Annotated in this window: 22 protein-coding genes and 1 riboswitch; of the genes, 3 read left to right on the top strand and 19 right to left on the bottom strand. The window is 31.1% G+C overall.

Annotation, left to right across the window (positions count from 1 at the left end; translation table 11 throughout):
- The 13 genes from lpdA to MHZ36_RS10490 all read right to left on the bottom strand — a co-directional run bounded on the left by lpdA (position 1) and on the right by MHZ36_RS10490 (position 12701).
- Positions 1-1422, bottom strand: coding sequence for a dihydrolipoyl dehydrogenase (gene lpdA / locus MHZ36_RS10430; protein WP_239231540.1), 1422 nt, complete (start codon positions 1420-1422; stop codon positions 1-3).
- A gap of 564 nt (positions 1423-1986) precedes the next feature.
- Positions 1987-2883 carry a phosphate acyltransferase gene (locus MHZ36_RS10435; protein ID WP_239231542.1) on the bottom strand — a complete coding sequence of 299 codons (897 nt, stop codon included), beginning with the start codon at positions 2881-2883 and terminating at the stop codon, positions 1987-1989.
- 62 nt (positions 2884-2945) lie between these two features.
- The gene (recN, locus tag MHZ36_RS10440) at positions 2946-4625 is read right to left on the bottom strand and encodes a DNA repair protein RecN (protein WP_239231543.1); all 1680 of its coding nucleotides are present in this window, start codon (positions 4623-4625) and stop codon (positions 2946-2948) included.
- A 21-nt stretch (positions 4626-4646) separates the two neighbouring features.
- Positions 4647-5099 carry a transcriptional regulator AhrC/ArgR gene (gene ahrC / locus MHZ36_RS10445; RefSeq protein ID WP_239231545.1) on the bottom strand — a complete coding sequence of 151 codons (453 nt, stop codon included), beginning with the start codon at positions 5097-5099 and terminating at the stop codon, positions 4647-4649.
- Between the two features lie 481 nt (positions 5100-5580).
- Entirely contained in the window at positions 5581-6459 is an 879-nt protein-coding gene (locus MHZ36_RS10450) for a polyprenyl synthetase family protein (protein ID WP_239231546.1), read from the bottom strand.
- Complete coding sequence (locus MHZ36_RS10455; protein ID WP_239231548.1) at positions 6440-6679, bottom strand: exodeoxyribonuclease VII small subunit; 240 nt, start codon at positions 6677-6679, stop codon at positions 6440-6442. Before MHZ36_RS10455 ends, MHZ36_RS10450 begins: the two co-directional genes overlap by 20 nt.
- Positions 6672-8009, bottom strand: a complete 1338-nt coding sequence (gene xseA, locus MHZ36_RS10460) for an exodeoxyribonuclease VII large subunit (protein ID WP_239231550.1) — start codon at positions 8007-8009, stop codon at positions 6672-6674. The genes MHZ36_RS10455 and xseA overlap by 8 nt, the downstream gene beginning before the upstream one ends.
- Before the next feature lie 13 nt (positions 8010-8022).
- The gene (gene nusB, locus MHZ36_RS10465) at positions 8023-8409 is read right to left on the bottom strand and encodes a transcription antitermination factor NusB (RefSeq protein ID WP_239231551.1); all 387 of its coding nucleotides are present in this window, start codon (positions 8407-8409) and stop codon (positions 8023-8025) included.
- Positions 8410-8544: 135 nt separating this feature from the next.
- The gene (locus MHZ36_RS10470) at positions 8545-8907 is read right to left on the bottom strand and encodes an Asp23/Gls24 family envelope stress response protein (protein ID WP_239231552.1); all 363 of its coding nucleotides are present in this window, start codon (positions 8905-8907) and stop codon (positions 8545-8547) included.
- 16 nt (positions 8908-8923) lie between these two features.
- Positions 8924-10282, bottom strand: a complete 1359-nt coding sequence (gene accC / locus MHZ36_RS10475) for an acetyl-CoA carboxylase biotin carboxylase subunit (protein ID WP_239231553.1) — start codon at positions 10280-10282, stop codon at positions 8924-8926.
- Complete coding sequence (accB, locus tag MHZ36_RS10480; RefSeq protein WP_239231555.1) at positions 10282-10755, bottom strand: acetyl-CoA carboxylase biotin carboxyl carrier protein; 474 nt, start codon at positions 10753-10755, stop codon at positions 10282-10284. Before accB ends, accC begins: the two co-directional genes overlap by 1 nt.
- A gap of 301 nt (positions 10756-11056) precedes the next feature.
- Positions 11057-11614: an elongation factor P gene (gene efp / locus MHZ36_RS10485; RefSeq protein WP_239231556.1), complete on the bottom strand. Its 558-nt coding sequence runs from the start codon at positions 11612-11614 to the stop codon at positions 11057-11059.
- 28 nt (positions 11615-11642) lie between these two features.
- Positions 11643-12701, bottom strand: coding sequence for a M24 family metallopeptidase (locus tag MHZ36_RS10490; RefSeq protein ID WP_239231557.1), 1059 nt, complete (start codon positions 12699-12701; stop codon positions 11643-11645).
- 104 nt (positions 12702-12805) lie between these two features.
- Between MHZ36_RS10490 and MHZ36_RS10495 the strand changes: the two genes are divergently transcribed.
- Positions 12806-13387, top strand: coding sequence for a hypothetical protein (locus MHZ36_RS10495; RefSeq protein ID WP_239231558.1), 582 nt, complete (start codon positions 12806-12808; stop codon positions 13385-13387).
- 28 nt (positions 13388-13415) lie between these two features.
- Positions 13416-13631 (top strand): SA1362 family protein, encoded by a 216-nt coding sequence (locus MHZ36_RS10500; RefSeq protein WP_239231560.1) that lies wholly within the window; start codon positions 13416-13418, stop codon positions 13629-13631.
- A gap of 175 nt (positions 13632-13806) precedes the next feature.
- Here the strand turns inward: MHZ36_RS10500 and MHZ36_RS10505 are convergent, their stop codons facing one another.
- On the bottom strand, positions 13807-14637 hold the full coding sequence (locus MHZ36_RS10505) for a lipoate--protein ligase family protein (RefSeq protein WP_239231562.1): 831 nt from the start codon (positions 14635-14637) through the stop codon (positions 13807-13809).
- A 167-nt stretch (positions 14638-14804) separates the two neighbouring features.
- On the opposite strand from MHZ36_RS10505, the gene MHZ36_RS10510 reads away from it, so the two are divergent.
- Positions 14805-15191, top strand: a complete 387-nt coding sequence (locus MHZ36_RS10510) for a rhodanese-like domain-containing protein (RefSeq protein ID WP_239231563.1) — start codon at positions 14805-14807, stop codon at positions 15189-15191.
- Positions 15192-15475: 284 nt separating this feature from the next.
- Here MHZ36_RS10510 and gcvPB read toward each other — a convergent pair whose 3' ends face one another.
- From gcvPB to MHZ36_RS10535, 5 genes are all read right to left on the bottom strand, one after another.
- The gene (gene gcvPB, locus MHZ36_RS10515) at positions 15476-16954 is read right to left on the bottom strand and encodes an aminomethyl-transferring glycine dehydrogenase subunit GcvPB (protein WP_239231564.1); all 1479 of its coding nucleotides are present in this window, start codon (positions 16952-16954) and stop codon (positions 15476-15478) included.
- Positions 16941-18293 (bottom strand): aminomethyl-transferring glycine dehydrogenase subunit GcvPA, encoded by a 1353-nt coding sequence (gene gcvPA / locus MHZ36_RS10520; protein WP_239231566.1) that lies wholly within the window; start codon positions 18291-18293, stop codon positions 16941-16943. Before gcvPA ends, gcvPB begins: the two co-directional genes overlap by 14 nt.
- A 13-nt stretch (positions 18294-18306) precedes the next feature.
- On the bottom strand, positions 18307-19398 hold the full coding sequence (gcvT, locus tag MHZ36_RS10525; protein ID WP_239231567.1) for a glycine cleavage system aminomethyltransferase GcvT: 1092 nt from the start codon (positions 19396-19398) through the stop codon (positions 18307-18309).
- A 75-nt stretch (positions 19399-19473) separates the two neighbouring features.
- Positions 19474-19573: riboswitch (glycine riboswitch) on the bottom strand.
- Positions 19570-20043, bottom strand: a complete 474-nt coding sequence (locus MHZ36_RS10530; RefSeq protein ID WP_239231571.1) for a shikimate kinase — start codon at positions 20041-20043, stop codon at positions 19570-19572. Its footprint overlaps the riboswitch before it by 4 nt.
- A gap of 206 nt (positions 20044-20249) precedes the next feature.
- Positions 20250-20659 (bottom strand): ComGF family competence protein (locus MHZ36_RS10535; protein WP_239231568.1); only part of this gene is annotated, 410 nt, incomplete at its 5' end.

The following is a 20659-nucleotide window of genomic DNA, read 5'->3' on the forward strand; positions in this document are numbered from 1 at the left end:
TTAAACGTGAATCGATCTATTTTCAACTTTTAAACCAAGCTCCATTAACACTTCAGAAAGTGATGGGTGTGCATGAGTTGTCAGTCCTAATTCTAGTGTTGAACCATTCATAAACTGGAACAACGAAACTTCATTTATCAATTCAGTAACATGAGGGCCAATCATACTTAGACCTACGACATTATCATTATCTTGATCGATTACGACTTCGCAAAAACCATTTTGATTTTTAGTGTCTTCTATTACAGCTTTTCCAATTGCTTTAAAAGGCACTTTATAAGTTCGTACTTTGATATTTTGCGCCTTGGCTTCATCTACATGCATACCAATACTCGCTATTTCTGGTTGTGTATAAACACACTTCGGCATGTGCATATAATCAACCGGAAGTGGTTGTTGTTCGAACATATGATCGATTGCTGTTATACCTTCTTTAGAGCCAACGTGTGCCAATTGTAATTTTCCAATACAATCTCCAGCTGCATAAATATGACTATCTTCTGTTTGTTGGTTGTCATTTACTAAAATATGTTTACTATCAGATAGTTTAATTTTAGTATTATTAAGCCCTATATCTTCTGTGTTTGGCTTACGCCCTATAGATACAAGTAATTTATCATATGTATTTGTATTGTTATTAATTGTAATGTCTACCTCATTATCTCCGACATTAATATCACTGTCTGTAAGTTGTGTCTCTTCATAGAACTGAACACCTCTAGCTGTTAGTTCTTTTTTTAAAGTTTTAGCAATATTTTTGGATTCTGTTGGAAGAATACGCTCACCGGCTTCAATTACGGTTACTTCTACATTGAAATCAGTCATCATTGAAGCAAATTCCAATCCAATCACACCACCACCTATTATCGCTAATCGTTTTGGAAGTTGTTCAAGATTCAAAATATCATCACTTGAAAGTACAACCTCATGATCGAATGGTAAGAATGGTAATGACATTGGTGTAGAACCAGTACAAATCAATACATTATTATTAGGAATCAATTCCGATTCTCCATCTTCAAATTCTACTGAAATGGTACCGCTTTGTGGAGAAAAAATTGAAGGTCCTAAAATACGTCCTGTACCATTAAATACATCGATATTGTTATGATCCATCAAATGATTTACACCGTTAAACATTTGCTTTACTACTTCAGCCTTACGCTCTTGAATACGTGAAAAATTCAATTTGAAATTATCTACATCAACACCATATTCACTCGCAGTAGATATAGTGTGCATCACTTCGGCTGACTTCAATAATGCCTTAGTTGGTATACAACCTTTGTGTAAACATGTACCACCTAAAAGTGATTGTTCAACAAGCGCAACTTTCTTTCCTAATTGTGAAGCTCTGATTGCAGATACATAACCAGCCGTACCTCCGCCTAGTATAACTACATCATATTGTTGTTCTGACATATTTTTACTCCTAACTATATGTTTTCGCCGTTAACATGTTTTTTAATTATGACTTATCATGTTAGCGAATCAATATGCGACATTAAATCAATAATATAAATATTAACAACCATACTATTGTATTATAGAAGTTAGTATGATAATAAATTATATTGCTTCAATTAATATAACTTTCATAGTTCAAATAAATTTTGAATTATGAAAGTTATTTAAAAAGGACCGTATAATTTCTATTCACATACATAAACTTATTTCACTGTATCAGATTGATTGTTGTAATCAGGCATTTTTTATAACCTGCTACTAATTTTATATTATAAAAATCCGCATTTAGTAGCATATTTATAACCTATTCATTTTATAGCCACTTAATACTTTACCATATAATGTCCAGAAAAATGAATAATCAATATATTACATAACAAAATTTTAGACAGTTAATTTACCGTTTTTACAAATATTATTGCTGCTTCCTCTTATAGTTTACATCAAAGAAACTGTTTATTAAATTAAAAACCTATTAAGATCTCTTTTAATTAATTATTAAAAGAGATCCTACTTCAACTAAGAATTAATTTTTAACGCTAATAACAACGAATCAATTTTACTTTGCTTAGATGCAGAAATTTCATTTAAAACAATCGGGAATTTTGCACCAATGATTAGACTAGCTATTCGCGCTTGACCAAATAATGTAAGGGCTTTGTATAATGGATCTCCAACATCTTTGTTGGCTACTACAATTGCATCAACATCTCCTGCAATTTCAGATTTGAAATTGTCTTTAATGACACTTTCCATGTTTGTAGCATATTCAAATGTCAATGGGCCTCCTACTAACAATTCATTATTACCTATACGTTCAAACGTAAGTTTGATTTTTTCAGCTTCTGTAGCTGATTTTATCTTTCTGTTTGGAAAATTAACTGAAGATAGTAGTGCAACCTTTAGTTGTTTATAACCAATTGATTGTGCAAAATTTTGTAAATTTTTAATAATTTGCTTCTTTTCTTCAACCGTAGGTGCAACATTGAAATATGCGTCACTCAGCATTAAATGTTTATGATAATGTGGCAAATCTATACATGCTACATGGTTTAAGTAACCATAGCGTTCAATAAACTGATGGTTACTTAAAATAAAAGCAAACATTTTGTTATCTTCAATGTTGCCTTTCATTAACACATTAACTTTGCCTTGTGCCAAATCGTTAGAACATGTATTAAATAGTGCTTGTTCTGATTCGAATTCATAAGTATGTACCCTAGTAATCAGCGTACTATCGATGTTGTAAGAGCGAATCAACTCTGTAGGATCTTCAATATCATACAAATGAAGTTCTATATTAGTTTGTTTTAGTACAGTTAATAACACAGAAATTATTTTCTCGTCATTTGCAAATAAAACTGCTACCTTGCCATTTAATGCTTGTGTTGGCTCAACTAAATGTTGGTATTGCATATTAACAACGCCCTTCTATTATTGATCATATACAGTAATACAAATCAAACAATATTCAATCTTTAGCTTGTAGCGTGATTCTGCTCAATCATTTCCTTAGCATTTTGTCGTGTTAGTTCTGTAACACTAGCACCAGAAATCATGCGTGCGACTTCGTCTATTCTCTCATCACCAGTCAAATCTTTAACCTGAGTAGTAGTTCTATCGTCATTTGAAGCTTTACTGATTAATAAATGATAATCACTCATTGTAGCAACTTGCGGTAAATGTGAAATACATATGACTTGAATATGTTTAGCTAAATCTTTCATTTTCTCCGCCATTTTTTGTGCTGCTTGTCCAGAAACACCGGAATCTACTTCATCAAATAAGATAGCTGTTTGACCTCGGCTTTTAACGAATATCGTTTTAAGTGCTAACATTATTCTTGATAATTCACCGCCAGATGCTATTTTATTTAAACTTTTTAACGGTTCTCCTTTGTTAGGACTAATTAAAAATTCAACAAACTCAATACCTTCACGATTGGGTTTATCTAAAGGTTTAAATGATATCTCTAAATTCGCATCTTTCATTTGTAGATTTTGTATTTCATCGACAATGTGATTTCTCAATTGTTGCGCAACTTTACGTCTTTCTTTAGATAACTTCTCACCCAATTGCAGAATCTTTTGGTATAAAGTATCAATTTGCTCACGCAATTGCGAAGTACTTTCTTCATAATTTTCAATTTTGTTTATTTCCAACGCCAATTTTTCTTGATAAGTAATTAATTCAGAAATGTCTTTACCGTATTTACGTTTTAAACTATTTAACAAATTCATTCTTGATTCTAACTCATTTAAATATTGCTCATCGAATTCAGTATTTGTTAATTCGTCATATAATTGGTGCTTCGCATCTTCTAATGTATAGTAGAATTGATCAACATCTTCTTTCAATTTATCGTACTTATCAGGCAAAATTTCATTAATAGCTTCTAATTGTGTACTTAACTCATATAGGCGATCTGTGACTGCATGTTCGTCTGTTAGTGTAAGATGTGCATTATTTAATGCAAGGCTTAAATTTTCAGAGTTTTGAATGCGTTTAATGTCAAGTTCTAATTGCTCAATTTCTCCATCTTTTAAATGAGCCTCATTTATTTCATCTAGCTGAAATTTTAAAAGATCTAAGCGTTGTAACAATGCTTGATCTGCTGTCTCTAATGCCTCTAATTCTTTTCTTTTTGATTGATATTGGTCAAAAGTATCTACATATTGATTTAATAAATTTTGATAGGTGTCTTCTGCATAGTTATCTAACAATTGTAAATGATATTTTTGTTTTAGTAATGCTTGTGTTTCATGTTGTCCATGAATATCTAGCAATTCTTGCATTACTTTTCTTAAATCTTGAAGTGTAACCGTTTGGTTATTGATTCTACATATACTCTTGCCCGAACTGAATATTTCTCTTTTTACTAATAAAAAATCTTCATCACTATCAATTGACAATTCATTTAAAAGAGTAATTGCTTCTTTACTTTCATCTATATCAAAGATACCTTCAATGATTGCTTTTTTTTCACCATGTCTTACATAATCTGAAGAAGCACGCATACCAATTAGTTGTCCAATTGCATCAATAATAATTGACTTACCTGAACCAGTTTCACCACTAAGCACAGTAAGCCCATCGCCAAAATGAACTTCTAATTCATCAATAATAGCAAACTGTTTTATTGATAAAGTTTGTAGCATGTTGATATCACTTCCTTAAAATTATAATAAATTAAAGATTCGTGTCTTAATTGTTTCCCCTGCAGAATCATCCCTACAAATTATTAAACAAGTATCATCTCCACAAATAGTACCTAATACTTCTTCCCAGTCAATTTGGTCTAATATTGCACCAATAGATTGCGCATTACCTGGAAGTGTTTTTAATACTAATAAATTACCGGTACCATCTATATTGACGAAGGAATCCATTAAATATCTACCCAACTTTTCTAAAGGATGATATTTTCTATCGTTGGGTAAGCTATACACGTATTGTCCGGTTGGCGTTGGAACTTTAATAAGTTGAAGCTCTTTAATATCTCTAGACACAGTAGCTTGTGTAACGTTTAATTCGTACTCATTCAGTCGTCTTACTAATTCATCTTGTGTTTCTATTTTTTCATTTGAAATTATTTCACGTATTTTAATATGTCTTACTGATTTTTTAGCCATAACTTACACCTCTATAAACGAATATTTATACAATTAGTTTAACACATGCTTTTCAATACTACTACTAAAGATGTTTTGTAATTTTACTCAATAGAACACCGTAATGACAAGTGATTGATACAAATTAAAACAATATTGCGATGCGATTAATTGCATTTAATTCTATTGAAATAGGTTACATTCTTCGTATGTAATGAATAATTATAAAATTGTTTATAAGGTGTTTATACATAATCGACTGAAACAAAAGTCACCATCCACAAAATAAAAGCTTTAACCTGTAATAGATTAGTTTTCTTATAATTATAAAATCAAATGATTTTCTGTATATAGAAAAACTCCCTTCAAAGTTTTCATTTTTCAAATGTCTACTTTGAAGGGAGCATGTCAGAATATAAAAGATATTTGCTAATTATTTTCTAGGATTTATATCCGATATTCTGATATATAATTATTTCTTTATTTATGCAAAACCATATTATTATGACTCTCTGTTATTAAATAATTTAATTACTTCTTCTAATTGCTTAATATCATATTTGGAAGGTAAACTAGATAGACATTCAAAGGCTGCATTTGTATGATAAGCTAGTTTTTCTTCTGCGCCCTCTTTACCTAGTAATGACACATAAGTACTTTTATCATTTAATAAATCACTACCTACTTTTTTACCTAATTTAGTTTCGTCGCCATATATATCTAGTAGATCATCTTTAATTTGAAACATCAAACCCAAATGTTCACTATAACGTTCTAATTGTGTCGCTACTATATTTTCAGGATTAGCAATATCAACAGCTGCCATTACAGCGAATTTAAGTAATGCTCCTGTTTTAGCATTATGAATTTGTTCTAGAGTTTCGATATCAATAGGCGCATTTTCACTTTCCATATCTAATGTTTGACCACCGACCATGCCAAGATGTCCACTCGCGCTAGATAATCTTTGAATCAACTTGATTTTTGTCAAATCTTCTAAAATACGATCATTTGAAATTAATTCAAATGCCTTAGTTAATAAAGCATCACCAGATAGTATTGCTTTCCATTCTCCGAATACTTTATGATTTGTTGGTTTACCTCTTCTGAAATCATCATTATCCATTGCAGGAAGGTCATCATGAATAAGTGAATATGTATGAATCATTTCTAAACCTATAGCAGATGATAGTCCTTTATTATAATCATTACTTAACATTTCAAGTGTTAATAATAATAATACCGGACGAATTCGCTTGCCACCAGCATTCAATGAATAAAGCATGCTTTCTTCTAAGTTTGTGTTAAGCGTTGAATTTGGAATTGATTCTGAGAGTAATTGGTTAATTTGATTTTGTAGACTAGTCATCTTCGGATTCATTTTGAACGACATCCTTTTCATCAGTTTCATTAGACATTAAATCATTTACTTTTTTCTCAGCATTTTTTAATGTTTCATCACATTCAGCTGATAATTTCATACCTCTTTGGTATAAATTTAAAGATTCCTCTAACGAAACATTTTCATTATCAAGTTTTTGGACAATAGTTTCTAATTCACTCATCATTTCTTCAAAACTTTGATTGTTTTCATTACTCATCATTACACCTAACTTTCTTCACTTGTGCGTCCACAACACCATCTTTCATGGTTAGTAGAATGTTGTCATTTTCTGATAAATCTTTTGTACTTGTAATCACTTCATTACCCTTATTGACAATAGTATAGCCACGTAACATTGTATTAGTGGGACTTAAGTTGTTTAAACTTTCGATTTTTCTACCCAAAGTATTTTTATGAGTCATTATTAACTCTGAAACTTTTTTATTTAATTCAATTGTTTGTTGATTAAGGTTTTGCTTTTCACGCTCAATATTTTGCTTAAAATGCTTCAAGTTTAATTTATTTGATAATAACTGAAGTGATTGTGACTCGTGTTTAAGTCTTAAATCTATTTGCAAATTGAGTTTTCTCTCTAAATCATCTCGTTTTTGTATTTGTTGATCATACAACAAAGTGGGTGTCTTAAATTTATAGTACGAGGACACGTGGTCCAAATACTTTCTTTGTTGTTGAATGCGTTGTTTAATGTAACGTGTGAGCGAAAGCTTTGTTTGATTGAGATATTGCATTAATTCAAATTGATCAGGCGTTGCAATTACTGCGGCTTGCGTTGGTGTAGCTGCCCTAACATCTGCTACAAAATCACTTAATGTAAAATCAGTCTCATGTCCAACAGCAGAAATAATTGGTGTGTTACATTCAAATATTGCTTTGACGACTGTTTCTTCATTAAAATTCCATAAATCTTCGATAGAACCACCACCGCGGCCTATGATAATTGTATCTACACCTAATTGATCAGCTTGTTTTATTTTTTCAATAATATCATTTTTAGCTTGTTCACCTTGTACTAAAGTATTTAATTGAATTTGTTCAACTAATGGGTATCTACTATTAATGGTACTATGGATATCTCTAATTGCAGCACCAGTACCAGCTGTTAAAACAGCAATTTTTTTAGGGAATTTTGGTATAGCTTTTTTAAGTTCTTGATTAAAAAAGCCGTCCTTAGTAAGTTTTTTCTTTAATTGTTCCAACTTTTGATAAAGATTACCTATTCCATCTAATTGCATTTTATTAACATATATTTGATAGTTCCCACGCTTTTCAAACACAGATACGCGAGCTTCGATTAAAACTTCATCGCCTTCTTTAGGATCAAAATCAAGTTTTGATGCATTTCCTTTAAACATCATTGCGTTAATCAAGCTATTATTATCTTTAACGTTAAAATAAAGATGACCACTACTATGTTTTTTGAAATTTGACAACTCACCTTTAATTAAAACTGATTGTAAGTGTGGATCTTGGTCAAATTTGTATTTTATATATTTTGTCAGAGCAGTAATACTTAAATATTCAGCCATTTATATCACTCATTTATTCAATATTGCTCAATACACCATTAATAAATTTATAATGTTCATCGTCACTAAATTGCTTTGCTAGTTCGACAGCTTCATTGATAATTACTTTTTTTGGTGTTGAACTGTTTAATAGTTCAAATGTAGCCATTCTCAATATAATTCTATCTGTTTTAAGTAGTCTTTCAAGTTTCCAATCTTTTAAATGCGCTTGGATTTGTTCGTCCAAAACACTTTCATGATCTTTCACGCCTGAAACTAACCAATTTATAAATTCAAATTCTAAATCAGGATTTTCATCTTTAATGAAGCTAATTGCTTCATCAATTGATAACTCAGTATTCATCATTTCAAGTTGAAATAGAGTTTGAAAGGCTTGTGTTCTTGATTCTTTTCGACTCATTTTAAACTCCTTCAAGCATCATATTCTTAATAAAAATTAATGAAAAGCATATGAATATAATCGGAAATAATTCGACATATCCATATTATAATTCACTAAATAATGTATTGAGATTGATTGTGCTTTTATTTAATTTTAATTTTCTGGTTCGATATTTGTTATATGGACATTTATTTGGCTCGGTTCAATCATAGTCATTGTTGTTAACGAATTGTATATCGCTTGTTGAATATGACGTGCTGTATCCGAAATATTAACACCATAACTTAAAGTACAATAAACATCGATAAATATACCATCTTCCCTGGCATCTACCTTTATCCCTTTATGCAGTTGCTTTTTACTAACTTCTTCAATATTTGTTTGCTTTATTTCTTTGAAATGTCCTCGAATACCTTTAACTTCAGATGTTGCGATACTTGCAATAACAGTTAAAACTTCCGGTGCAATTTCTATTTTCCCTAAGTTGGAATGTGATGTTTCTGTTACCTTTACCATGTCACATACCTCCTAATTATTCAATTTCTTCGTCCATGATATTATAAGTTTCTAAAAACTTAGTATTGAATTCTCCACTTCTAAATATATCATTATTTAAAAGGCGAATATGGAATGGAATTGTTGTATCTATACCTAAGACAAGGAATTCACCCAACGCGCGCATTCCTGCCATTATCGCTTCATCTCTAGTTGGTTCATGCACGATAAGTTTAGCGACCATAGAATCATAATATGGTGGAATAGTATAATTAGTATAACATGCAGACTCGATTCTTACTCCAAATCCACCTGGTGCTAAATATTGCGTAATCTTTCCTGGTGATGGCATAAAGTTTTTGTATGGATTTTCTGCATTAATTCTAAATTCAATTGCATGACCATTAATTTTAATGTCTTTTTGTTTAAATGGTAATGGTTCACCCATTGCAATTTTAAGTTGTAATTTCACTAAGTCTACACCAGTAACCATTTCAGTTACCGGATGTTCAACTTGTATACGTGTGTTCATTTCCATAAAATAAAAATCATTTGTGTTTAAATCATATATAAACTCTATCGTTCCAGCATTTTCATAATTTACGGCTTTGGCTGCTCGTACTGCTGCATTTCCCATTTCTTTCCTTTGCTCATCAGATAAAATTGGTGAAGGTGCTTCTTCGACAAGCTTTTGCATTCTGCGTTGAATTGTACAATCTCTTTCGCCTAGATGAACAACATTACCAAAGCTATCACCGATAACTTGGATTTCAATGTGTCTGAAATTTTCAATGAATTTTTCCAAGTATAAGCCACCATTACCAAATGCAGTTTCTGCTTCTTGTTGAGTCATTTTAAATCCAGTTTCCAGTTCTTTTTCATCACGTGCAACACGAATTCCTTTACCACCGCCACCAGCAGTAGCTTTAATAATAACTGGATAACCAATTTTATTGGCAATTGACTTAGCATCTTTTATATTTTCTACTAGCCCTTCACTACCAGGAACAACTGGTACATCTGCTCGTTTCATTTCTTCTTTAGCAACATCTTTTATACCCATTTTTTGAATGGATTCATAACTTGGGCCGATAAATTTCAATTGGCAAGCTTCACATAATTCGGCGAAGTCCCCATTTTCAGCTAAAAAGCCATAACCTGGATGTATTGCATCACATCCAGTTGAAGTAGCTATTGATAATATGTTAGGTATATTTAAGTAAGAATCTTTAGATTGTGTTGGGCCAACGCAATATGCTTCATCAGCAATTTGAGTATGTAATGCGTCCTTATCTCCTTCAGAATAAATAGCCACAGTTTGTAATCCTAAATCATGACATGCACGAATGATTCTTACCGCAATTTCTCCTCTATTAGCTATTAAAATCTTATTCATTATTTCACCTTAAATAACGGTTGGCCATACTCTACCATTTGACCGTCTTCAACTAAAATTTCAACTATTTCACCAGAAACTTCAGCTTGAATTTCATTAAATAATTTCATTGCTTCTAAAATACAAACTGTACTTTCATTGGATACTGAATCGCCAACTTGTACATAGGCACCTTCTTCAGGTGAAGGAGATTTGTAGAATGTACCTACCATCGGTGCATTAATTGTTTTTAAATTATCGTCTACTTTATGTTCATTTGTGTCTTCATTATTTGTGTTTGTTGTTGGTGCTGTTGCAATGCTTTGTTGAGGTGACACTTGCTGTACAGGTTGTTGACCTATTTGAGGAGTTATAATTTCAGTTTCTTTTTCTTTTTTTAAATTAACGACATTGCCTTTGTCTTCTATATTAATTTCAGTCAAACTAGATTGATCAAGAATTTCAATCAATTCTTTTATTTCTTTAAAATTCATAAATACTGACTCCTTTAGATTGTTATCATTTACCTATTTTATTTTACTTTAGTGATTTCTTCAATTCAAGCATATACATACTTTCTATAAGAAACACTTTAATATTCATAGCGCGCTATTTATAACATTATACCTTTTAATAGTGTAAGCGTTATCGTAAGTTATGTATTAATCTGTGTTTTAAAAACTAATTATTTTTATATACGCTTAAATATCAAAAACCTTTCCAAAACATTATGTATTGGAAAGGTTTGAATACACGAGTTATGATATCAATTGTGTAACTACCCTAGTCTTAATGTTACGCTCTTGAGATATAACTTCCGTCACCAGTATTAATTAAAAGCGTATCGCCTTCATTAACGAATAAAGGCACGTTTAAAGTATAACCTGTTTCAACAGTTGCTGATTTAGTAGCACCTGTTGCAGTATCACCTTTTATTCCTGGTTCTGTTTCAGTTACTACTAACTCTACAGTTTTCGGCAATTCTACACCAATTGTTTCGCCTTCATAACTTTGGATTTGAACTTCCATATTAGCTTTTAAGAATTTTAATTCGTATTCTAAGTAGTCTGCTGATAACTCTGTTTGATCGAATGTTTGGTTATCCATGAATACATGTGCATCACCATCTGCATATAAATATTGCATACGACGGTTTTCAATCATTGCTTGTTCAACTTTTTCACCAGCTCTGAATGTTTTCTCTTGGATAGCACCAGTTCGTAAGTTTCTAAGTTTAGAACGTACGAATGCAGATCCTTTTCCTGGTTTTACATGTTGGAAATCGATAACTTTCCAAATACCATTATCTACTGAAATTGTTAAGCCTGTTTTAAAATCATTCACCGAAATCATTCAGTTTCCTCCTAAATTATAAGGTCTTCTATAAAATAATAAGGTTTTTTGTGGATTTAGTAAAGTATTCACAGCCATTTTCTGTAATTAATATGTCATCCTCTATGCGAACGCCACCTAATCCATCGATATAAATACCTGGCTCTATTGTAACACAATTGTTTACTTCTAATTTATTGTTGAATCTCTTTGATAAATTTGGCCCTTCATGTACATCTAGTCCTATACCATGTCCAAGTGAGTGACCAAAAGCTTCGCCATAACCTTGTTCAGTAATATAATCTCTTGCAACAGCATCGAGTTCTTTACCTGTTATACCAGCTTTCGCAGCAGCAACACCTTTTAAATTTGCATCTAGAACAATTTGATATATTTCTTTTAATTTAGGGTCTGGTTCGCCAATAGCAAATGTACGTGTAATATCTGATGCATATCCTTTATAATATGCACCAAAATCTAAAGTGATTAAATCACCTTGTTCAATTACTTTTTCACTTGCGACACCATGAGGCAATGCACCACGATAACCAGAAGCAACAATCGTATCAAATGATGGGCCTTCTGCGCCCAACTCAAGCATCTTACTTTCTAGTTTAGCCTTGAGTTGTTGTTCTGTCATACCTGCATGTGCAATTTGAAGTATATGTTCATATGTTTCATCAACAATTTCTGCTGCTTTTTTTATAATAGCAATTTCTTGTTCATCTTTAACTTCTCTAATTTTTTCAACTAAACCTGAAATACTAATTAAACTAATATAAGACTTGCTTAGTTGTAAGTATGTATCATAACTTACTAAATCACCTTCGAAACCAACATTTTGGACATTAAGTTGTTCAAGTTGTTTTTTAACTTCTTCAATCAAAGTCGATTGCTGTTTAATTATTGTAAAATCAGCTGATTGTGATGTCGCTTGTTCAATGTATCTAAAATCAGTAATTAATAGTTTTTTTGTTTCTGTTATAATTAAAGCACCGCTTGTTCCTGTGAAACCTGATAAATAACGTCTATTATAATCCGACAATATCACAACTGCCTCTAAATGCTTTTCTTTTAATACACTATTTAGTTTCGATATTCTTGACATATAACATACCCCTTATCGATTGATTTGTACATTTTCCTTATATACATTAAAATGATAGCATAATTAATATACAAATTTATAGTTTTTAAATTAGGAGCAGATGAATGAAGAAAAAAATTGTGGCAATCATAAGTGCAACATGTTTATTGGCTGGTTGCGGTAGTCAAAACTTAGGACCATTAGAAGAAAAAACAACCAAATTAAGAGATGATAACCATAAATTAAAAAGTAATATTCAAGAATTAAAGCAAAACATTAGTAAAGAAAATAAAAAAATCGACTCACTCAACAAAGATAAAAAGAATGTTAAACAAGCAAAGAGTAACAAGAAAAAAGCAACAAATTTAAAAGCTTCTTCTACATATTATCAAGCAGTTGCCAAGAATATTGATCAATACAATGAAATTGATGGTGACGTTACAAAAAACAAAGGCAACAAATCAATTGAAAACAAATTAACTGACATATCTAATAACATAGATAGCAGTTATAGCGATTATAAAACCAAAATTGATAAAGAAAATATGAACGATGCTGATAAAGCGAAGAATAAAAATATTACAAAATTAAACAAGGATTTGTCAAAAGCCATTTCGGAAATTAGAGACGGCTATACTGCGAAAGATAAAAAGAAAATTACAAAAGGACAAAAATTACTTTCTAATATTACAATTAATAGTAATTAGGAGTTGAAATTATTTAGGAGTGTTTAGATTGAGACAAGCAATATTTTATATAGTGATTGCAATTGCAGTGGTTGGTTTAGTATTAAATTTAGATGCATTTTTATTTAGTTTTGTGAAAATGGCAATAAGTGTTGTAATATTTGCGGGTATCGCATATTTAATCTATTACTTCTTTTTCTTAACTGAGGAGCAAAGAAAATATAAACGAGCACAAAGAAAGTATAAAAAAAGGCATCGAAAATAATATAAATAAGGGAGCACCAATTGAATTGGTGCTCCTTTATTTATATCTTAAATTGTAAAACTATAGATTTTTATATCAGATAATTAAAGTGAAGCAAATATTAGCATCGCCCGTAAGCTTAATTCACTACCTATTCAATATTTAATTTTATTTCCATTAATACATATTAAATTACTTATTTTCTATAATTCCATTCATCTGATTTATATTTTTCAGTAAGTTCTTTTATCTCATCTTGCTGTGCCTCAGTTAATTCTAATGGTTTAAAATTAACATTCAATCCCTTTTTAAAACCTTCTTCAAATGCTATTTCCATATCTTTAATAGTGATTCTTTTTTCTGAAATGTCGTTTAGAGCAATCGCCTTATCGAGAAATGCAGCCTTCATTTTTTCTTTCAATCGATCGTTCTTAAAAATAAACATATCAAATAAATCATCTACATCTACATCTTGTAATAAAGAACCATGTTGAAGAATAACCCCTTTTTGTCTAACTTGAGCGCTACCAGCAATTTTACGACCTTCCACTACCAATTCATACCAACTTGGGGCATCAAAACAAACAGCACTTCTTGGTTGTTTTAACTTCTCTCTTTCTTCTTTTGAACGTGGTATAGCAAAATAAGCATCCAATCCCAACGCTTTATACCCTTGCAATAAACCTTCTGATATAACTCTATATGCTTCTGTTATCGTTGATGGCATATTTGGATGTGCTTCAGGCACAATGACACTATAAGTTAATTCTTTATCATGTAGTACACCTCTGCCACCTGTTTGACGACGAACCATACCATAACCCTTTTCTTTAACTTTTTCTATATCAATTTCTTTTGTTAAACGTTGAAAATAACCAACAGATAATGTAGCAGGATTCCACGTATAAAAGCGGATTACCGGGTCTATTTCTCCTCTTGATACAAAATTAAGTAAAGCCTCATCCATTGCCATATTATAGTATGGATCATTACTTCCAGTATTTATAAAATTCCATGTTTCAGTCACTCAAAAAACTCCTATCAAAAATTGTTATTCTTATTTATATGTGTTATCGTTTTCAATAACTGTATAAGTATGTTTGCAATACCTTCTAAATCTTAGTAAAAAAATTTTGATAAATTGTGCTAACAGTCTTATAATATATAATATCGGTTAATTAGGGAGGATGCAAGATGAGTAGTTTTTGGTTTATAGCGTTAGCAGTTTTAATTATCATAATAGCTTATATGCTAATTAATTATCTTCTTAATAAAAGAGCAGTCACAGAATTAAACCAAAATGAATTCCATAAAGGTTTACGTAAAGCTCAAGTTATTGATGTAAGGGAAAAAGTAGATTATGATTACGGCCACATAAATGGAGCGAGAAACATTCCAATTACCATGTTTAAGCAAAGATACCAAGGTTTAAGAGTTGATCAACCCATTTATCTTTGTGATGCAAATGGTATTTCTAGTTATCGTGCCGCTAGAACATTAAAGAAAAATGGTTATAAAGATGTTTATATGTTAAAAGGCGGATATAAGAAATGGACTGGAAAAATCAAATCTAAAAAGTAATATTAAATATTCAGCTTTATAGTATATTTATATCAAATTAAGGGACCGTTTCTATTATTAAATAATGGAAACGGCCCTTTTTGATTATTATATTAAATAGTCCGAGATTTTTAATTTGTATACCTCAGATACATGGTATAACTCATTTTAAATTATCAAAAATCAATTATTTAAAATCTCCATTAACTTTAACGTACTGTATAGAAAAAACACCTCCGTATTATTCATTACATTGAATTTCTACGAAAGTGTTTTATTAACTTAAATCAGTATTTATATTTTATTTATTCTTTTTCGGCACGTAGGCCTTCAAATTTCAAAATAGGCTGGCGTGCTGCTTTGGTTTCATCAAGTCGATCAATAATAGTTGTGTGAGGTGCTTCTAATACCTTATCTGGTGTTTCGTTGACTTCTTTTGCAATATTGATCATTGTATCACAAAAATAGTCTAAAGTTTCTTTTGATTCAGTTTCAGTAGGTTCTATCATCATACCCTCGTCTACATTAAGAGGGAAATAAATTGTAGGTGGATGTACACCAAAATCAAGCAATCGTTTTGCCATATCTAAAGTTCTGACACCTTTTTCTTTTTGTTTAGAACCACTCAAAACAAACTCGTGTTTACAGTACTGAGGATAAGGAATTTCAAAATACTCTTTTAATCGAGCTTTAATATAATTTGCATTTAAAACAGCTGCTTCCGATACTTCTTCTAATCCTTTGTTCCCCATTGATCGAATATAGGTATATGCACGTAAATAAATACCAAAGTTACCATAAAAAGGTTTTACTCTTCCGATAGAATTTTCAATGTCATTGTTATATTTATAAATTTCTTTTTCTTTGATTACCATTGGTTTTGGCAAGAAGCTTGCTAATTCTTTTTTTACACCAACTGGGCCCGATCCTGGCCCTCCACCACCATGTGGACCAGTAAACGTTTTGTGTAAGTTTAAATGAACAGCATCAAATCCCATATCTCCAGGTCTTACTTTATCCATTATTGCATTTAAATTTGCACCGTCATAGTATAGTAACCCACCTGCTTCATGAACAATATTTCTTATTTCCATGATATTTTTTTCAAAAATACCCAGTGTATTAGGATTTGTGAGCATTATAGCAGCTGTATTTTCATTTACTACTCGTTTTAAATCATCAATGTCAACTTCTCCACGTTCATTTGACTTCACAGTAACTGATTTAAATCCAGCAAATGCTGCAGAAGCTGGATTTGTACCATGTGCTGAGTCTGGGACAATGACTTCATCTCTATGAGCTTCTCCATTTTGTTCGTGATAAGCTTTAAAAATCATTAACGCTGTCCATTCACCATGAGCACCTGCTGCAGGCTGTAATGTCACTTCATCCATACCTGTTATTTCCTTTAATTCTTCTTGTAAATTATAGATAATTTCAAGAGAACCCTGGACTTGTGACTCATCTTGTAACGGATGGGATTCAGCAAAACCTGGGATTCTTGCAATTTTTTCATTAATTTTCGGATTGTATTTCATCGTACAAGAACCGAGTGGATAAAAACCAGAATCTACGCCAAAATTTTTGTTTGATAACTCTGTATAATGTCTTACTAAATCTAATTCAGCTACTTCTGGTAATTCAGCCTTATTTTTACGAATGAATTTTTTATCTAAAAGATTATCCACAGCGTTATTGTTAATTTCTTTTTTAGGTAATGAATAGGCATAACGCCCCTTTTTAGAACGTTCAAAAATTAATGGACTTGATTTACTTACTGACATTTAATTCACCCGCTTTCTCAACGAATAAGTCTATTTCATGTTTAGTTCTAAGTTCTGTTACAGCTACCAACATTTTTTTCTTGAATCTATCAGATACTTCGCCTAAATCAAAGCCTCCGATAATACCTTCATCTATTAAGGCGTCATTGATTTCTTTAACTGGTTTATTAAAAGTAACCGTAAATTCATTAAATGATGTATCCTCAGATACTTCAAAACCAGCAATTTTAAATTGTTCTTTTGCATAGTTTGCATTTTCAAAATTTTGAACAGCAATGTCATATATGCCTTCCTTACCTAAAGCAGACATACATATTGAAGAAGCTAGTGCATTAAGTGCTTGATTCGAACAAATATTAGATGTTGCTTTATCACGTCGAATATGCTGTTCACGTGCTTGTAATGTTAATACAAAACCTCTGTTGCCATCAGAATCTTCAGTTTGACCAACTAATCTGCCAGGTACTTTTCTCATCAGTTTCTTAGTTGTAGCAAAAAATCCACAATGAGGTCCACCAAATTGTGCAGGTATACCAAATGGTTGTGTATCTCCTACAACGATATCAGCTCCAAACGTACCAGGAGGAGTTAAAAGACCTAAAGCTAATGGATTTGTATATACAATGAATAAAGCCTTTTTATCATTGATTAATGCTTGGATTTTCTCCAAGTCTTCAATTGAACCATAAAAATTAGGGTATTGTACGGCTACTGCAGCAGTTTCATCATCAATTGCATTCTCTAATTTTTCTAAGTCTGTAATTGAACCATTTAAATCAACTTCAACAATTTCAAATGCTGAACGTGTTTTCACATAAGTATTAAGCACTTGTAATGCTTGGTAATGCATTCCCTTCGAAACAACTATTTTATTTTTCTTCGTTTGATTAAATGCTAATATACATGCTTCAGCAAAACTAGTAATTCCATCGTACATGGAAGAGTTTGCAATATCCATATCAGTCAATTCACAAATCAATGTTTGAAATTCAAATATCGCTTGTAATTCACCTTGTGATATTTCGGGTTGATATGGTGTATACGCTGTATAAAATTCTGATCTTGAAATCATGGCATCAACAACCGATGGTGCATAATGATCATAAACTCCAGCACCTAAAAATGATGTATGTGTTTCTTTTGTAATATTTTTCTTTGCAATTTTATTTAGTCTTTTAGTTAAAACCGTTTCATCTTCACCATCATCAATTGCTAGTTCTCTATTAAGCAAAATATCTTCTGGTACATCCCCAAACAATGCTTTAATAGAACTCGCACCAATTGTTTGTAACATTTCAGTCTTATCTTGTTCGGTTAATGGAATATATCGATGACTCACGTTAACACCTCTTTTATTTTATAATATGATTTTTTTTAACAATTTTTGCTCTCAACTTTTTCTTACGAACTTGAATCATAATCTCTTTACCCATTTCAAAAGCTTCACGTTTTATCAAACCTAGACCAATAGATTTACCCGAAGAAGGGGATTGAGTACCTGAAGTAACTTCACCAATTTCATTTTCCTCTAAATCGAAAATAGTATAGCCCGTTCTCGGAATTCCTTTATCTAACATTTCTAATCCTACTGCTCTTCGTTTTGAACCATTCTCTTTTTGATCTTTTAATACTGATTTCCCGATAAAATCAGCTTCTATTAAAGGTTTAGCAGCAAATGCAATTCCGGCTTCATAAGGTGTGATGCTTTCACTTAAATCTTGACCATGCAGTGGTAGACCAGCTTCTAATCTTAACGTGTCTCGTGCTCCTAACCCACAAGGCTCTACATCTAATCCTATCAATTTATCCCATAAATATTTTGAATCATCAGCATTGCAATATATTTCAAAGCCATCCTCACCGGTATAACCTGATTGTGATAGAATTACTGATTTTTCAAAAAATTCAACTTCTTGTTTGAATTCAAAAGGTTTCATTTCAGTAATATCAACGTTTGTATTTGCCTGAACAATTTCTCTTGCTTTTGGACCTTGTAATGCTAATTGTCCATATACACTTGAAACATTATCAACGTCCACATCAAACTGTTTCGAATGATTTTTAATCCATTCAAAATCTTTCTCTGTATTTCCAGCATTTACCACTAATAAGTAGCTTTGCTCAGATAATTGGTAAATGATTAAGTCATCAATAATACCACCATCTTCGTTACATAATGCCGTATATAATGATTTTGAAAGCGTCAGATTATCCATATCATTTGATAAAAGGTATTGAACAAATCCCTTTGAATCTTTTCCAGTTATTAAAATTTCTCCCATATGACTTACATCAAATAATCCTACTGCTGTTCTAACTGCATTATGTTCCGCTTTAATACTTGAGAATTGTACCGGCATGGCCCAGCCACCAAATTCTACAATCTTTGCACCACTATCGACAAAAGTTTGATAAAGCGGCGTTTGCTTTAATTCGTTTGACATGATGAAACCCCCTAATCTTATATTAAAAAAACAGGATAGACTTAAAGTCTACCCTGTTCAAATACTCCAGGAATGCGTCACAATATTATCCTTTTGCCTGAGAGTTTCGTTAAACTTGCACCTTCGGCGATGAAGTGAAATTTCGGCTCACTTCATTCTCTCTAATATTGATCATTCGCATATAACCCTTTCTTGAATTACATGAAATAATCCCGAAAGTGGTTGATTACTATTTAATTTGATGAATGCGATTTCATTATATCTTGAAACCCTAGAAGAATACAAGCTTTTTAATTCAAAAAAACTTTTATTTTTTGCATTCGGTCTATTACTATCATTACTAATTCTTTCAAATACAACCTCTAAATCACAATCGAGCCAAATAACATTTGTTTGTGATTTTAATAAATCAAAAGATGCATCACCTTCGACAATACCACCACCTGTGGAAATAATATCATATAATTTTATGCATTCTTGTAAATATAAATATTCTAATTTTCTAAATCCTGATTCTCCAACATCTTGAAAAATTTGCGGGATAGATTTCTGTTCTTTTTCCACAATGTACTCATCTAAGTCTATATAACTTAAGTTTATGTTACTTGATATAAAATGACCTAATGTTGTCTTACCTGTGCCCATAAATCCAATAAAGATAATTGGTTCTTCTAAATTATTTTTCAAATGTATCGCCCTTTTTGTCAAAACTATTTAATTGTCTATCATAATAGCTTTCAATATTATCTAAAGTTTTCATGTAAATGATAAACCTTATAGTATAAACGCTAATTAAACTTAAATATAGCATAAATACCCACATTACAAAAGGATACAAATAAGCATTCATTTTAAAAATATATTTCCCTTTCAAAATGTTTCCCCTTATCATATAAAATTATATTTAATTTGATAAAACCATGAGTTGATTGTTTGAAATCAGCATAAATCACATTACTTAACATTGTTATATTGCCATTATTATTTTTTGTTTTAATAATTTTATTGTTTTTATACTTATATGTTACAGAGTTGGTTTCATCTTTAAATGTTATTGCTTTTCCATACTTATCAACAATCATAGTTGATTTATTATATTTTTTTGCATCGTCCGTTAAATCTTTAGTGAAATAAAGTAATTCAGAGTTATCATAATTTGAAATGCTTTCAAATTGTGATATTGATTTAATTAATAAAGGTAACATAGGACAAATAATACTAAGAATTAGAAGTACAAATATAACTTCAATATATGTAAAAC

This window comes from Staphylococcus sp. ACRSN (assembly GCF_022346615.1).
Lineage (GTDB): Bacteria > Bacillota > Bacilli > Staphylococcales > Staphylococcaceae > Staphylococcus.

Bases quoted from the DNA above. Each gene is read 5' to 3' on its own strand.
- nusB (WP_239231551.1), bottom strand. From the start codon at position 8,409: ATGAGTCGAAAAGAATCAAGAACACAAGCCTTTCAAACTCTATTTCAA.
- ahrC (WP_239231545.1), bottom strand. From the start codon at position 5,099: ATGGCTAAAAAATCAGTAAGACATATTAAAATACGTGAAATAATTTCA.
- accC (WP_239231553.1), bottom strand. From the start codon at position 10,282: ATGAATAAGATTTTAATAGCTAATAGAGGAGAAATTGCGGTAAGAATC.
- gcvPB (WP_239231564.1), bottom strand. From the start codon at position 16,954: ATGTCAGTAAGTAAATCAAGTCCATTAATTTTTGAACGTTCTAAAAAG.
- xseA (WP_239231550.1), bottom strand. From the start codon at position 8,009: ATGGCTGAATATTTAAGTATTACTGCTCTGACAAAATATATAAAATAC.
- MHZ36_RS10455 (WP_239231548.1), bottom strand. From the start codon at position 6,679: ATGAGTAATGAAAACAATCAAAGTTTTGAAGAAATGATGAGTGAATTA.
- MHZ36_RS10435 (WP_239231542.1), bottom strand. From the start codon at position 2,883: ATGCAATACCAACATTTAGTTGAGCCAACACAAGCATTAAATGGCAAG.
- recN (WP_239231543.1), bottom strand. From the start codon at position 4,625: ATGCTACAAACTTTATCAATAAAACAGTTTGCTATTATTGATGAATTA.
- MHZ36_RS10510 (WP_239231563.1), top strand. From the start codon at position 14,805: ATGAGTAGTTTTTGGTTTATAGCGTTAGCAGTTTTAATTATCATAATA.
- MHZ36_RS10470 (WP_239231552.1), bottom strand. From the start codon at position 8,907: ATGGTAAAGGTAACAGAAACATCACATTCCAACTTAGGGAAAATAGAA.
- MHZ36_RS10530 (WP_239231571.1), bottom strand. From the start codon at position 20,043: ATGGGCACAGGTAAGACAACATTAGGTCATTTTATATCAAGTAACATA.
- MHZ36_RS10450 (WP_239231546.1), bottom strand. From the start codon at position 6,459: ATGAATCCGAAGATGACTAGTCTACAAAATCAAATTAACCAATTACTC.
- lpdA (WP_239231540.1), bottom strand. From the start codon at position 1,422: ATGTCAGAACAACAATATGATGTAGTTATACTAGGCGGAGGTACGGCT.
- accB (WP_239231555.1), bottom strand. From the start codon at position 10,755: ATGAATTTTAAAGAAATAAAAGAATTGATTGAAATTCTTGATCAATCT.
- MHZ36_RS10490 (WP_239231557.1), bottom strand. From the start codon at position 12,701: ATGTCAAGAATATCGAAACTAAATAGTGTATTAAAAGAAAAGCATTTA.
- efp (WP_239231556.1), bottom strand. From the start codon at position 11,614: ATGATTTCGGTGAATGATTTTAAAACAGGCTTAACAATTTCAGTAGAT.
- gcvT (WP_239231567.1), bottom strand. From the start codon at position 19,398: ATGTCAAACGAATTAAAGCAAACGCCGCTTTATCAAACTTTTGTCGAT.
- MHZ36_RS10495 (WP_239231558.1), top strand. From the start codon at position 12,806: ATGAAGAAAAAAATTGTGGCAATCATAAGTGCAACATGTTTATTGGCT.